The 13326-nt window shown below is 66.2% G+C and carries 11 protein-coding genes; 5 read left to right on the top strand and 6 right to left on the bottom strand.

Annotation, left to right across the window (positions count from 1 at the left end):
* Positions 1-56 precede the first annotated feature (56 nt).
* The 3 genes from pbN1_RS19065 to pbN1_RS19055 all read left to right on the top strand — a co-directional run bounded on the left by pbN1_RS19065 (position 57) and on the right by pbN1_RS19055 (position 3008).
* Entirely contained in the window at positions 57-1082 is a 1026-nt protein-coding gene (locus pbN1_RS19065) for a TRAP transporter substrate-binding protein (RefSeq protein ID WP_169203350.1), read from the top strand.
* Between the two features lie 76 nt (positions 1083-1158).
* The gene (locus pbN1_RS19060) at positions 1159-1686 is read left to right on the top strand and encodes a TRAP transporter small permease (RefSeq protein ID WP_169203351.1); all 528 of its coding nucleotides are present in this window, start codon (positions 1159-1161) and stop codon (positions 1684-1686) included.
* Positions 1683-3008, top strand: a complete 1326-nt coding sequence (locus tag pbN1_RS19055) for a TRAP transporter large permease (protein ID WP_169203352.1) — start codon at positions 1683-1685, stop codon at positions 3006-3008. The genes pbN1_RS19060 and pbN1_RS19055 overlap by 4 nt, the downstream gene beginning before the upstream one ends.
* 121 nt (positions 3009-3129) lie before the next feature.
* On the opposite strand, the gene typA is transcribed toward pbN1_RS19055, so the two are convergent.
* Complete coding sequence (typA, locus tag pbN1_RS19050) at positions 3130-4947, bottom strand: translational GTPase TypA (RefSeq protein ID WP_169203353.1); 1818 nt, start codon at positions 4945-4947, stop codon at positions 3130-3132.
* A gap of 149 nt (positions 4948-5096) precedes the next feature.
* Between typA and pbN1_RS19045 the strand changes: the two genes are divergently transcribed.
* Complete coding sequence (locus tag pbN1_RS19045; RefSeq protein ID WP_169203354.1) at positions 5097-5834, top strand: S-methyl-5'-thioinosine phosphorylase; 738 nt, start codon at positions 5097-5099, stop codon at positions 5832-5834.
* A gap of 43 nt (positions 5835-5877) precedes the next feature.
* Here the strand turns inward: pbN1_RS19045 and pbN1_RS19040 are convergent, their stop codons facing one another.
* From pbN1_RS19040 to pbN1_RS19020, 5 genes are all read right to left on the bottom strand, one after another.
* Positions 5878-6294: a peptidase associated/transthyretin-like domain-containing protein gene (locus pbN1_RS19040; protein WP_169203355.1), complete on the bottom strand. Its 417-nt coding sequence runs from the start codon at positions 6292-6294 to the stop codon at positions 5878-5880.
* 217 nt (positions 6295-6511) lie between these two features.
* Entirely contained in the window at positions 6512-6985 is a 474-nt protein-coding gene (locus tag pbN1_RS19035) for a YbhB/YbcL family Raf kinase inhibitor-like protein (protein ID WP_169203356.1), read from the bottom strand.
* 49 nt (positions 6986-7034) lie between these two features.
* Positions 7035-8429, bottom strand: a complete 1395-nt coding sequence (locus pbN1_RS19030) for a nicotinate phosphoribosyltransferase (RefSeq protein ID WP_169203357.1) — start codon at positions 8427-8429, stop codon at positions 7035-7037.
* A 4-nt stretch (positions 8430-8433) separates the two neighbouring features.
* Positions 8434-9033, bottom strand: coding sequence for an isochorismatase family protein (locus pbN1_RS19025; RefSeq protein ID WP_169203358.1), 600 nt, complete (start codon positions 9031-9033; stop codon positions 8434-8436).
* A 26-nt stretch (positions 9034-9059) separates the two neighbouring features.
* The gene (locus pbN1_RS19020; protein WP_169203359.1) at positions 9060-11510 is read right to left on the bottom strand and encodes a Lon protease family protein; all 2451 of its coding nucleotides are present in this window, start codon (positions 11508-11510) and stop codon (positions 9060-9062) included.
* 363 nt (positions 11511-11873) lie between these two features.
* Between pbN1_RS19020 and sufB the strand changes: the two genes are divergently transcribed.
* Positions 11874-13322, top strand: coding sequence for a Fe-S cluster assembly protein SufB (gene sufB, locus pbN1_RS19015; RefSeq protein ID WP_169203372.1), 1449 nt, complete (start codon positions 11874-11876; stop codon positions 13320-13322).
* The last annotated feature ends 4 nt before the right edge of the window (positions 13323-13326 follow it).

The raw sequence follows: 13326 nt of genomic DNA, 5'->3' as shown, positions 1-13326 counted from the left end.
CGGAATCCCCCGGCTGGGGCCTTTCGTGATTCGCAGCCGTTGATGAGGAGACACCAATGAAAATTCGCAGCCTGGCATTCGGCATTGTCGCCGCCACCCTGATTCCCTTCGCCGCGCAGGCGCAGGAGGTCGTACTGAAGGTCGCGCACTTCCTGCCGCCGGTGTCGCCGGCGCACACCAAGTTCATCACCCCGTGGTGCGACAAGATCGCCGCCGAGTCCCAGGGCAAGCTCAAGTGCCAGATCTACCCGGCGATGCAGTTGGGCGGCACGCCGCCGCAGCTCCTGAATCAGGCCCGTGACGGCGTGGCCGACATCGTGTGGACGCTGCCAGGCTATACGCCGGGGCGCTTCCCGGTCTCGGAAGTGTTCGAGCTGCCGTTCTTCACCACTACCCACGAGGCGTCTTCGCGGGCGATGTGGGACTTCGTGCAGAACAACGCGATGAACGAGTTCGCCGGCCTCAAGCCGATCGCCGTCTGGGTGAACGGCCCCAACCAGCTTCATTTCCGCGACAAGCGGGTGAACACCCTGGACGATATCAAAGGCATGAAGGTGCGCGCCCCGTCGCGCCTCGGCAACAAGCTGCTCGCCTCGCTCGGTGCGACCCCGGTGGGGATGCCGGTGCCGCAGATGGCCGAGAGCCTCGCCAAAGGCGTGATCGAAGGCGCGCTGATCCCATGGGAAGTGGTACCCGCAACCAAGACCCATGAGCTGACCCGGTTCCACGCCGAGGCGGGCGGCGAGTATGCGATGACCACCGCGACGATGATTTTCGTCATGAACCAGAAGAAATACGACAGCCTGCCCGCCGAGCTGAAGAAGGTCATCGACGACAACAGCGGCCGCGAGGTCTCGGCCTGGGTGGCCGCCCAGTTCAAGGGCGCCGACGCAGCCGGGCGCGAAGCCGCGGTGGCGCACGGCAACACGGTCTACCAGCTTCCCGCCGCGGAGATGGCGAAATGGCAGGCCGCCACCCGGCCGGTCGCCGACGAGTGGATCAGGGAAATCTCCGCGAAGGGCGCCGATGGCAAGAAGCTCCATGATGAAGCCGCCGCGCTGGTGAAGCAGTATTCCAAGTGAGCGTTGCCGCGGGCCGGTGGCAGCGCCTTGCGCCGCCGGTCAAGGGCGATTTTTTTATCGAACGGGAGAGGCGCTCATGGCGCAGTCCATGGTTCATCCGGTGGCTGTCGCCATCGGGCCGGTCGCCAAGGCCGTCGAATTGGCATGCCGAGCCATCGCGATACTCGGCGGTGCCTTGTTCATCGTCGAGGCGGTCATGTCGGTCGCCAGCGTGCTCGGGCGGGCATTGTTCAACCTGCCGGTGCCGGGCGACTACGAGCTGGTGCAGATGCTGTCGGCAATGGGGATTGCGATGTGCCTGCCGTATTGCCAGTTGAAGAAAGGGCATGTGTTCGTCGATTTCTTCACCCTGTGGGCGCCTGCGGCGATCAAGCGCTTTCTCGATGCGGTCGCGGCGCTGCTGTTGTCGGGCTCGGCCTTTTTCCTCGCGTGGCGGATCTGGGAGGGCATGCTGGAAATGCGCGAATACGGTGAAACGTCGATGGTGATCGCGCTGCCGGTATGGTGGGGCTATATCCCGGTTTCGCCCTCATTCGTGTTGCTCGGCATCGCCGCACTCCAGAGCTTCGTGCACGAACTCGCCCGGGAGGAGCACCAATCATGACCGGAACGGCAATCGGCCTGACCATGGGCGCGGCGATGATGGCCATGCTGGCGCTGCGGGTGCAGATCGGCATCGCGATGTTTCTCACCGGTGCCATCGGCTACATCTGGGTGTCGGGCTGGGACCCGCTGCTCGCCTACCTGAAGAACGCGCCTTACGGCCGCTTCTCGCTGTACGACCTGTCGGTCGTGCCGCTCTTCCTGTTGATGGGCCAGTTCGCCACCCACGGCGGCCTGTCGCGTGCGCTGTTCCGCGCCGCCAATGCCTTCATCGGCCATTGGCGCGGCGGCATGGCGATGGCCGGGATCGCCTCCTGCGCAGGTTTCGGCGCGATCTGCGGCTCCTCGCTGGCGACCGCGGCGACGATGTCGCACGTGGTCCTGCCGGAACTCAAGCGTCATCAGTACAAACCCGGTCTCGCCGCCGGCTCGCTCGCCGCGGGCGGCACCCTCGGCATCCTGATACCGCCCTCGGTGCCGCTGGTGATCTATGCGATCCTTGCCGAGCAGAACATCGCCAAGCTGTTCGTCGCGGCCTTCATCCCCGGCATCCTCGCGGCGCTGGGCTACATGCTGGTGGTCGCGATCGTCACCCGGGTCGACCCGGCGGCGGGCGGACCAGGCACGCCCAGGCATACCTGGGCCGAGCGGCTCTCCACGGTGATCGACACCTGGCCGGTGCTGCTGATCTTCGTGGTGGTGATCGGCGGCATTTACGGCGGGCTGTTCACGCCCACCGAAGCCGCATCGATCGGCGTGCTTGCCACCGGTGTCACGGCATGGAAGTCGGGCGGGCTGAAGGGCCAGGGGTTGATCCAATGCTTCTACGGCACGGCCACGGGGACGGGCATGATGTTCCTGATCCTGCTCGGGGCCGATATGCTCAACTCCTTCATGGCCGTGAGCCAGATGCCGGCCGAGGCGGCTGCATGGGTGCAGGGCATGGGCTTTGGTCCCTTCACCGTGCTGATGGTGATCATCATCATCTACATGCTGCTCGGTTGTGTGATGGACAGCCTGTCGATGATCCTGCTGACCGTGCCGATCTTCCTGCCCATCGTGCTCGGCCTGGACTATTGGGGCCTCGGGCTCGAAGACAAGGCCATCTGGTTCGGCATGGTGGCGCTGGTGGTGATGGAGATCGGCCTGATCACGCCACCGGTCGGGATGAATGTCTACATCATCAGCGGGGTGGCGCGGGATATCCCGATGGCGACGATCTTCCGCGGGGTAATGCCGTTTCTTGCGTCGGATCTCGCGCGCATCGTCATTCTCGTGCTGTTCCCGGGCCTCTCGTTGTTCCTGTTGCGCCTGCTGGCCTGACGGGGCGGCGGTTCCGGCCGATGGGTGCATCGGCAGGCGAGTCGGGCGAAGGCTGAAAGAACGAAGGGGAGGCACCCGCCGGTGCCTCCCCTTCGCGATCCTCATGCGCGAGGCCGATCGATCAGGCGTTGTCGGCCTTCGCCGCGCGCTTGCGCTCGTTCTCGGTCAGGTAACGCTTGCGCAGCCGGATCGACTTCGGCGTGATCTCGACGAGTTCGTCGTCGGCGATGAATTCGATCGCGGACTCGAGCGTCAGCTGGATCGGCGGGATCAGGCGCACGGCTTCGTCGGTGCCCGAAGAGCGCACGTTGGTGAGCTGCTTGCCCTTGATCGGATTGACGACGAGATCATTGTCGCGCGAATGGATACCGATGATGATGCCTTCGTACACCGGGTCGTTGTGCGTGAGGAACATCCGGCCGCGATCCTGCAGCTTCCACAGCGCGTAGGCGACCGCGTGGCCGTTGTCCTGCGAGATCAGCACGCCGTTGCGCCGCTCGCCCATCGGCCCCGCCATCGGACCGTAGTCGTCGAAGACATGGCTCGCGAGGCCGGTGCCGCGCGTCAGCGTCAGGAACTCGCCCTGGAAGCCGATCAGGCCGCGGGCGGGGATGCGGTATTCGAGGCGGGCACGGCCCTTGCCGTCGGACTGCATGTCCTGCAGCTCGCCACGGCGCCGGCCGAGTTCTTCCATCACGCCGCCCTGGTGGTCTTCCTCGACGTCGACGGTGAGCATTTCATACGGCTCGCACTTGACGCCGTCGATCTCGCGGAACACCACGCGCGGACGGCCGACCGCGAGTTCGAAGCCTTCGCGGCGCATGTTCTCGAGCAGGATGGTCAGATGCAGTTCGCCGCGGCCCGAAACCAGGAACACGTCCGAGTCGTTGGTGTATTCGACGCGCAGCGCGACGTTCTTCAGCAGTTCGCGTTCGAGCCGCTCGCGGATCTGGCGGCTCGTGACGAACTTGCCTTCGCGCCCGGCCAGCGGCGACGAGTTGACCATGAAGTTCATCGTCAGCGTCGGTTCATCGACCGCGATCGGCTTCATGCCGTCGAGTTTCTCGGGATCGCACAGCGTGACGCCGATATTGACCTGATCGACGCCCGACACCAGCACGATGTCGCCGGCTTCGGCCGATTCGGCCTGGGTGCGCTCGAGGCCCTTGAAGGTCAGCACCTGGCCGATCTTGGCGCGGCCGCGGTTCTCGTCGCCGTACATCACGACGACTTCCTGGTTCGGACGGATGCGGCCGCGCTTGATGCGGCCGATGCCGAGCTGGCCGATATACGTCGAATAGTCGAGCGAACAGACCTGCAGCTGCAGCGGGCCGTCGGAATCGACTTCGGGCTGGGGCACGTGCTCGAGGATCGCTTCGTACAGCGGGGTCATGTCGGTCCCGGGCTGGTTCGCGTCGAGCATCGCGTAGCCGTTGAGCGCCGACGCATACACCACGGGGAAATCGAGCTGCTCTTCGGTCGCGCCGAGCTTGTCGAAGAGATCGAACGTGTGGTTGATGACCCAGTCCGGGCGGCTGCCCGGGCGGTCGATCTTGTTGATGACGACGATCGGCTTCAGGCCCAGCGCGAGCGCCTTGCGCGTGACGAAGCGCGTCTGCGGCATCGGGCCCTCGACCGCGTCGACCAGTAGCAGCACGCCATCGACCATCGACAGCACGCGCTCGACCTCGCCGCCGAAGTCGGCGTGTCCCGGGGTGTCGACGATGTTGATGTGGGTGTCGCCGTACTGGATTGCGCAGTTCTTCGACAGGATCGTGATGCCGCGCTCCTTCTCCAGATCGTTCGAATCCATCACCCGTTCGGAAACCTGCTGGTTCTCGCGGAAGGTGCCGGACTGGCGCAGGAGCTGGTCGACGAGCGTGGTCTTGCCGTGGTCGACGTGGGCGATGATGGCGATGTTGCGGATGGAGCGGGACATTTGGGTCCAGAAGTCTTTGAAAAGTTTTTAATTTTAGCACGGACGCCGCATTGCAGCATCGCGCCCTTCACCCTTTTCGTGCGGGGCGCGAGCGAGGGGGCGGCAGGGCTCATGCTAGAATCGGCGCCGTTTTTCTGGAGACCGACCCGATGCTCGCAATCATTGGCGGTAGCGGACTCACGCAGCTTTCGACGCTCGAGATCGCCCGCCGCGAAGTGGTACGCACCCCTTACGGAGAACCGTCCGGAGCGCTGACGTTCGGCCGCTTGCGCGAGCGGCCGGTGGTCTTTCTCGCGCGCCACGGCTATGGACACACGATCCCGCCGCATCTGGTCAATTACCGCGCAAACCTGTGGGCGCTGAAGCATGTCAAGGCGACCGGCGTCATCTCGGTGGCCTCGGTCGGCGGCATCCGCGACGATTTCGGCCCCGGCGCACTGGTCGTGCCTCACCAGATCATCGACTACACGTGGGGACGCAAGAGCACGTTCTTCGAGGGTGGCGACGAGGGGGTGCATCACATCGATTTCACCCATCCGTACGACGAGCCGTTGCGCCAGCGGATTCTCGCCGCGGGCATGGCGACGGGGGAACACATCGTCAATGGCGGCGTGTACGCCGCGACGCAGGGGCCGCGCCTCGAGACGGCGGCGGAGGTCAACCGGCTCGAGCGCGATGGTGCCGAACTGGTCGGCATGACCGGGATGCCCGAAGCCGCGCTCGCGCGCGAAATCAGCCTGCCCTATGCCGCGATCAATGTCATCGCGAACTACGCCGCCGGGCGCGGCGCGAGCGAGAGGGGCATCCTCTTCGACAGCATCGAAGTGGTACTGCAGGATGCGATGGTGCGCGTGCGCCGCGTCCTCGAGGAAGTCTGCAAGTCCTGACGACGGCACGTGCCCGCCCGGGCGCGCGCCGGCATCGTCCGGGCTACCAGTAGAAGGTCAGCGATTGCTGTCCGGTGCGCGCAACGCTGGCGTTCCGGGTTTGCTCGCGTCCGTTCGCCATCGCCGTGACGCGGTAGTTGCCGGGAGGCAGTTGCGCCAGCATGAGCGGACCGTCGGCTCTCGCTTCGAGAACCTTGCGGCCCGCCGAATCGGCGATCGCGACGTTGATGTCAGCGAGATAATCGCCTGATTTTTCGGCGAAAACGAGTTTCATGCTGAAGTCCTGCGCGGACGCGAGAAGCTGGTTGCGCTCCTCCTCGCCGACGCCGCCGGTCATGTAGCGCACCCCCTCGAACTCCCGCACGTCGAGTGCCGGACCCGCTTCCTGCGCCGTTGCGGCGCCGCCCCACAACCCGGCGGCGAGAACCAGCAGACCGGCGGCGATTTTGTGTTTGTTCATCGGGATACCTCCTGTGGTGGAAATCGCCCGAACGACGCGCTCCGCCGCCGCGTGCGGCCGAGCGCGCCGGCCGCGACGGAAATCGGGGCGCGGTATATCCAACCCTCCGGCAGGGCCACAGCTCGCGTCTTCATGCGACTGGCCGGCCGAAGGCGAGTTCCGGTCGCCTCGATTTTGAATTCGCCTGCACGGCATGGCCCGCGGCCTTCGCCCAGGCTCACGGCCGCTGGTACGTTCCGACAAGTTCCGCCTGGGCAAGAATGTGGCCCTGCATGGCGTGTTCCAAGCCGGCCTTCGTCGGTGCGCCGAGGGCGGCGAGGACGACGTCGAGGGCGTAGAGCTTGTGGAAGTAGCGGTGCCGGCCGATCGGCGGGCAAGGGCCGCCGTAGCCGGTGCGCTTCCAGTCGTTCGTCCCTTCGCGCGTGCCGGGCGGCAGATCGGCCATGGCGACGGCTTCGGGCAGGCCGGCCGTTGTCGGCGGGAGGTTGTACAGCACCCAATGCACCCACGTCCGCTGGGGGGCGGCCGGATCCGGCGCATCGGGGTCATCGACGATCAGCGCCAGGCTGCGAGTGTTTTCGGGGATGCCGGACCAGCCCAGGGGCGGAGACACGTCCCGCCCGTCGCAAGTGTAGGTGGCCGGAATGGCGCCGCCGTGGGGAAACGCCGTGGAACTCAGATTCAGGCTCATGTTCGTGGCTCCGGTTGTTGGTTACGTGGACCGGCTTGCGACTCGCCCGTCAGGGGTGATCCGGTGCGTCGGGAGCGGGGGATGCCGATCCCTGTTGCCCACGGCGCACCCGCCGGTCGACGGCGTCGGCAAGGGCACGCAGCCGGTCGGCCACTGTGACCGGATAGGGCGCTGCCGGATCGAGCCCGCGCAGCGCGTCGGGCAGCGCCGCGACCTGGGCGGCGGCGTGCCGGCGCAATGCGGCCAGCGCAGGCGCCGCCTCCAGCCGGCTGCCCGCGCGCATCATCGGCCGCAACAACGGTTCGCCGGAAGCGGGCTCATCCACGGTGGTCAGCAGATCGCCGCTGAAACGGTCCTGCGCGTCATGGCTGCGGTAGACCTGCTTGCGTCCCGGCCACGTGGCCTTGCCTTCGGAGCGCTTGCGTCGTGGCTGCCCCGCGTATTCCTGCAGTTTGTAGGCGCAGTCGAGATACGGGTAATCGGCCGAGGTGTTCATCCGCGTGCCGACGCCAAAGCCGTCGATCGGCGCCTGCGCGGCGACGAGGTCGCGCACCGCATGCTCGTCGAGATTGCCGCTGACGAAGATCCGTACGCCGTCCAGTCCGCCGGCATCGAGAATCACGCGCACGCGCCGTGCCAGTTCCGCGAGGTCTCCGCTGTCGATGCGCACCGCCTGGATCGCAATGCCATCCGGCCGCAGCCGTTGGGCCAACGCCACGAGCTGGCGGGCCGCCGCCTCGGTGTCGTAAGTGTCGATCAGCATCGTGTTCGCGCGTGGCTGCGAGCGCGCGAAATGTTCGAATGCGGACACTTCATCCTCGTGCGCCTGGATGAAGGAATGGGCCATCGTGCCGTACAGCGGAACGTCCCATTTGACGCCGGCGAGCACCGTCGCGGTGCCGCTGAAACCGGCGAGGTAGCTCGCGCGCGCCGACAGCAGCCCGGCTTCGGCGCCATGCGCGCGACGCAGCCCGAAGTCGACGAGCAGCCGGCCTCCGGCGGCGATCGCGCAGCGCACCGCCTTCGACGCGACCATGCTCTGGTACTGCAGCAGATTGATGATCCGCGTTTCGACGAGCTGCGCCTGCGGCAGCGGGGCGGTCACGCGCAGGATCGGCTCGTCGGCGAAGAACACCGTGCCTTCGGCCATCGCGTCGACGTCGCCGGTGAAGCGCAGCGCCGCGAGCCGGTCGATGAACTCCTGCCGGAAGCGGCCGCAGGCGGCAAGCCACTCGAGTTCGGCGTCGGAAAAGCGCAGCGTTTCGAGGTAGTCGAGCACCTGCTCGAGGCCGGCCGCGATGAGGAAATTGCGCTGCGGGGGCAGCTTGCGGACAAAGAACTCGAACGCCGCGGTCTGCGTCATGCCGCCGTCGAAATAGGCCTGCAGCATCGTCAGCTGATAGAGATCGGTCAACAGGGCGGGCGCGGGAGGCAGATCGGTCATGGCATCAAACGGCCACAGCGCCGCTCGCGACAGGAAGGGCGCCGAGCCGCAGCATCTGCGCAATCGCCTTCGCGCCGTCCCCGGGCGCAGCCTCGACGGCACGGATCGCGTCGGTCAGCAACATCACCGCGTATCCCTTTGCGAGCCCGTCCCTGACGGTGTTGAGCACGCAGTAGTCGGTCGCCAGCCCACCGACGAAGAGGCGCTGCACGCCCGCGGCGCGCAGGCGTTCGTCGAGGTCGGTGCGGTCGAAACCGGAATACGCATCGGCGTCTGCGGCGGTGGCCTTGGACACGATGGCGGCCGAGGCGGGCAGCGCCAGCTCCGGCGGGAAAGCGGCTCCGGGGCTGTCGGCAACACAGTGCGGGGGCCAAGGGCCGCCGCGGTCGCGGAACGAGCAGTGGCCGGCCGGATGCCAGTCGCGCGTGGCGATGACCGCGAGGCCACGGCGCACGAAACCGGCGATCAGCCGATTCAACGGCGGTACGACTTCATCGCCGCCGGGCACCGCAAGGCTGCCGCCGGGAAGGAAATCCCGCTGAACGTCGACCAGTACCAGCGCATCGCCTGCCTTCAAGTCGATCGATACGTCCGTGCCCTGCATGGCAAGCCTCCCGGTGGGTGACGCTCTTACTGTAGACCGCCACCCGACTCCTGCCCGCGCGATCGCGTGGCGTTGCTGCCCTTGCGCCGGCGGTCGCCGGCACCGAACTCTTCGCGCAGTGCACAGAACTGTGCGAGCCGCGCTTCGATGCGGTGATTGACCGATCCTTGCGGATATGCGCCCGCTGCATCCGCCACGCCTGCCGGGATGCCGGTCAGCAGGCCGATCGCCTCATCGAGGTCCGCGACCGCGTAGACGCCGAAGCGGCCGGCCGCGGCGGCCTCGACGACGTCGGCGCGCAGCATCAGGTGCTTCACGTTGGCCTGCGGGATCAGGACTCCCTGCTCGCCGCTCAGGCCGCGCGCCTTGCAGATGTCGAAAAACCCTTCGATCTTCTCGTTCACACCGCCGATCGCCTGCACCTTGCCGTGCTGATTCACCGACCCGGTCACAGCCAGGGACTGCCTGATCGGTACGCCCGAAAGGGCGGAGAGCAGCGCACACAGTTCGGCGAGCGACGCGCTGTCGCCTTCGACCGGGCCGTAGGACTGCTCGAACACCAGACTCGCCGACAGCGACAGCGGCGCGTTGCGTGAATAGCGCGCTGCGAGGAACGCCGACAGGATCATCACGCCCTTCGAGTGCAGCGAGCCGCCCAGTTCGGCCTTGCGTTCGATGTCGATGACATCGCCGTCGCCCACCCGGGCCGTCGCGGTGACGCGCATCGGGCGCGCAAACCTGAAATCACCGAGATCGATCACCGCCAGTCCATTGATCTGCCCGGCGTGGCTGCCGCTCGTCGAGATCAATACCGTTTCCCGCAGTACGGCGTCGTAGACCGAGTCCCGCAGCCGGTCGGCGCGGCGCACCCGCGCGGCCAGCGCCGCTTCCACGTCGTCACGCAGCACCGTCTGCCGGCCCGCCTTGCCGGCGTAGTGGTCGGCTTCCTGCAGCAGGTCGGCGAGATCGCGTGTCCGGGTCGACAACTTTCCGGCGTCGCCGGCGAGACGGGAACCATATTCGACCAGCCGCGCCACGCCGCCGCATGCGAGCGGCTTCAGGCCCTGACGTCGCACGAGCGCCCCGAGCATCCGGCTATAGCGCTGCGTGTTGTCGACATTGCGTTCGACCGTGTCCTCGAAGTCCGCGGCGATCTTGAACAGCTCGGCGAACTCCGCATCGAGTGCCTTCAGCAGGTAATAATGCCGGCGCTCACCGAACAGGACCAGCTTGACCGACAACGGGATCGGGTCCGGCTCGAGGGGCAGGGCGCCGACCCAGCCCAATACCTGGGCGAGTGATTCGATGCGGATCCGGCGCGACTTCAGCGCACGCTTCAGGCCTTCCCACGCGTAGGGCTGGATCAGCACTTTTTCCGCGTCGAGCATCAGGTAACCGCCATTGGCGCGGTGCAGCGCACCCGGCTTGATCAGCGTGAAGTTCGTCACCAGCATGCCCATGTGCGCGAACTGGTCGATACGGCCGACGAGGTTCGGATAGGTCGGGTGATCCTCGAACACCAGCGGTGCAAAAGGACGCGCGTCCTGGTCGACGATCAGGTTCACCTGGTAGCGTTGCGCCGAAATGCCGCCCTCGGACGCCGCGGCATCGCCGCTTTTCGCCGCCTGCTCGCGTAGCTCCTGGCCGACTTCGACAACGTCGCACAGCACGTCGTCGAGAAACGACTGCACCGCGGGGAGGTCAGGATAGTGCTCCTTGATCTCCTCGATCAGGTGTCCCACCGCGAGTTTCAGCGTTTCGCGGCTGGCCTCGCGAACCTGCACCTGCATCTCCCGGCGCCAGCGCGGAAATTGTTGCAGGAGCTTGTGCAGGCGTTCCCGCAGTGCTTCGATCGAATGGCCGAGGCGCTCGCGCTCGTCGTCGGGCAGGTTCGCGAAAGCTTCGGGATCGAGTGTGTCCTTGTCCTTCATCGGCAGGAACGCAAAGCCCTGAGGAGTTCGCACAAAGGCGACGCTCTCGGCGAGGGCAGCGTCGCCGAGTTCGCTCAATGCGAGCTCTTCGCGTTTCTTGAATTCCTCCTGGATTGCCTCGACGCGCGCGCGGTATTCCTCGCTGTCGAAACCTGCGCCGATCGCCTGGCCGAGCTCCGAGACGAAGCGCTGCATGTCGTCACGCAGTTGCACGCCCCGGCCGGCGGGCAACTGCAGTGCGTGCGGCCGGTTCGGCTCGGCGAAGTTGTTGGTGTAGCACCAGTCGCCCGGCGACGGACGGGTGGCCGCATGGGCTTCGAGAATGCGGCGGACCGCGCCATGCCGGTTGCTGCCTGGCTCGCCCAGCACAAACAGGTTGTAGCCGGGCGCATCGATCTCGATGGCGAGTTGCACGGCATCGACTGCGCGGGCCTGCCCGAAGACCTCGTCGGGTTCCGGCAAATTTTCGGTCGTCTCGAAATCGAACAGGCGAGGGTCGCATCGGGTGTAGAGGATTTGCGGGTCGAGCGGCGGAACTTCCGGCATGGTGGCGATTCTCCTTGAACGGACGAGGGGCCGTGCAGTGCGCAAGACGCTTGCGAATCGCCGGCTTGCACCTCACCGCGATGACGACAGGCGGGCCTGGCCGCGCTTGCCGCAAATATTCGATCCGGGGCACGCGCGGATAGTCGTACTGGATTTTCGCGGCGTTGTCCATGATTCCACCGCACTTTCGGCCAGCGGGCGGACGGCTCGCAGGCGACGATGATGGGAATTTCAGCGGCTGCCGCGCCGTCGAAGGGGTGAGGCTCGCGGCGTTCGCGCAGCCGGCGTCCGTCCCGATCCGGCCTCGCGCGGGCGCGAGGTGCGGTCCGCCTTCGAAGCACCGGCATGAAGCGGGGTGGAAAGATGGGCAATCAGGCGTTTCAACTCGATGAACTGATCAGTCAGGACTACCGGCATGGCTTCTACACGCCGATGGAAGTCGACAGCGCGCCGGCCGGACTGTCGGAAGACGTGATCCGCCTGATCTCGGCGAAGAAGAACGAGCCGGATTTCATGCTCGACTGGCGGCTCAAAGCCTTTCGCCACTGGCTGACGATGACCGAACCCCGCTGGGCGGCGGTGCACCACCCGCCGATCGACTACCAGGCCATCGTCTATTACTCAGCGCCGAAGTCGAGGACGGACGGGCCGAAGAGCCTCGCGGAGGTCGATCCGGAGCTGCTGCGCACCTACGAGAAACTCGGCGTGCCGCTGGAGGAGCGCGAACTCCTCGCGGGCGTCGCGGTGGATGCGGTGTTCGACAGCGTCTCGGTCGCGACGACATTCAAGGAAAAGCTCGGCGAGCTGGGCATCATCTTCTGCTCGTTCTCGGAAGCGGTGCAGCACCACCCGGAGCTCGTGCGGCAGTATCTCGGCTCGGTCGTGCCCTACACCGACAACTTCTTCGCGACGCTCAATTCGGCGGTGTTCTCGGACGGTTCGTTCTGCTACATCCCGCCGGGCGTGCGCTGCCCGATGGAGCTGTCGACGTATTTCCGCATCAACGCGAAGAACACCGGGCAGTTCGAACGCACGCTGATCATCGCCGACCGCGGCGCGTACGTGAGCTACCTCGAAGGCTGCACCGCGCCGATGCGCGACGAGAACCAGCTGCACGCGGCGGTCGTCGAGCTGATCGCGCTCGAAGGCGCGCAGATCAAGTATTCGACGGTGCAGAACTGGTATCCCGGCGACAGGGAAGGCAAGGGCGGCATCTACAACTTCGTCACCAAGCGCGGCGACTGCCGCGAGGCGAACTCGAAGATCTCGTGGACGCAGGTCGAGACCGGCTCGGCGATCACGTGGAAGTACCCGAGCGTGATCCTGCAAGGCGACAACTCGGTCGGCGAATTCCATTCGGTGGCGCTGACGAACCACTGGCAGCAGGCCGACACCGGCACGAAGATGATCCACCTCGGCCGCAACACGAAGAGCACGATCCTGTCGAAAGGCATTTCGGCCGGCCACGGCAGCAACGCGTATCGCGGCCTCGTGAAGGTCGCGAAGAGCGCGGCGAACGCGCGCAACTACACGCAGTGCGACTCGCTGCTGCTCGGCGACCGCTGCGCGGCGCACACTTTTCCGTACATCGAGGTGAAGAACGCGACCGCGCGCGTCGAGCATGAAGCCTCGACCTCGCGCATCGGCGAGGACCAGCTGTTCTACTGCCAGAGCCGCGGCGTCAGCGCCGAGGACGCGGTGTCGCTCATCGTTTCCGGTTTCTGCAGGGAAGTGTTCAAGGAACTGCCGATGGAGTTCGCGGTGGAAGCGCAGAAGCTCCTCGGCGTGAGCCTCGAAGGCAGCATCGGGTGAAGGA

This window comes from Aromatoleum bremense (assembly GCF_017894365.1).
Lineage (GTDB): Bacteria > Pseudomonadota > Gammaproteobacteria > Burkholderiales > Rhodocyclaceae > Aromatoleum > Aromatoleum bremense.
The sequence above is the reverse complement of the archived record's forward strand: the minus strand, read 5'-3'. Positions and strand labels throughout refer to the sequence as shown.

Bases quoted from the DNA above. Each gene is read 5' to 3' on its own strand.
- typA (WP_169203353.1), bottom strand. From the start codon at position 4,947: ATGTCCCGCTCCATCCGCAACATCGCCATCATCGCCCACGTCGACCAC.
- pbN1_RS19040 (WP_169203355.1), bottom strand. From the start codon at position 6,294: ATGAACAAACACAAAATCGCCGCCGGTCTGCTGGTTCTCGCCGCCGGG.
- pbN1_RS19030 (WP_169203357.1), bottom strand. From the start codon at position 8,429: ATGACCGATCTGCCTCCCGCGCCCGCCCTGTTGACCGATCTCTATCAG.
- pbN1_RS19025 (WP_169203358.1), bottom strand. From the start codon at position 9,033: ATGCAGGGCACGGACGTATCGATCGACTTGAAGGCAGGCGATGCGCTG.
- sufB (WP_169203372.1), top strand. From the start codon at position 11,874: ATGGGCAATCAGGCGTTTCAACTCGATGAACTGATCAGTCAGGACTAC.
- pbN1_RS19035 (WP_169203356.1), bottom strand. From the start codon at position 6,985: ATGAGCCTGAATCTGAGTTCCACGGCGTTTCCCCACGGCGGCGCCATT.
- pbN1_RS19020 (WP_169203359.1), bottom strand. From the start codon at position 11,510: ATGCCGGAAGTTCCGCCGCTCGACCCGCAAATCCTCTACACCCGATGC.
- pbN1_RS19060 (WP_169203351.1), top strand. From the start codon at position 1,159: ATGGCGCAGTCCATGGTTCATCCGGTGGCTGTCGCCATCGGGCCGGTC.
- pbN1_RS19055 (WP_169203352.1), top strand. From the start codon at position 1,683: ATGACCGGAACGGCAATCGGCCTGACCATGGGCGCGGCGATGATGGCC.
- pbN1_RS19065 (WP_169203350.1), top strand. From the start codon at position 57: ATGAAAATTCGCAGCCTGGCATTCGGCATTGTCGCCGCCACCCTGATT.
- pbN1_RS19045 (WP_169203354.1), top strand. From the start codon at position 5,097: ATGCTCGCAATCATTGGCGGTAGCGGACTCACGCAGCTTTCGACGCTC.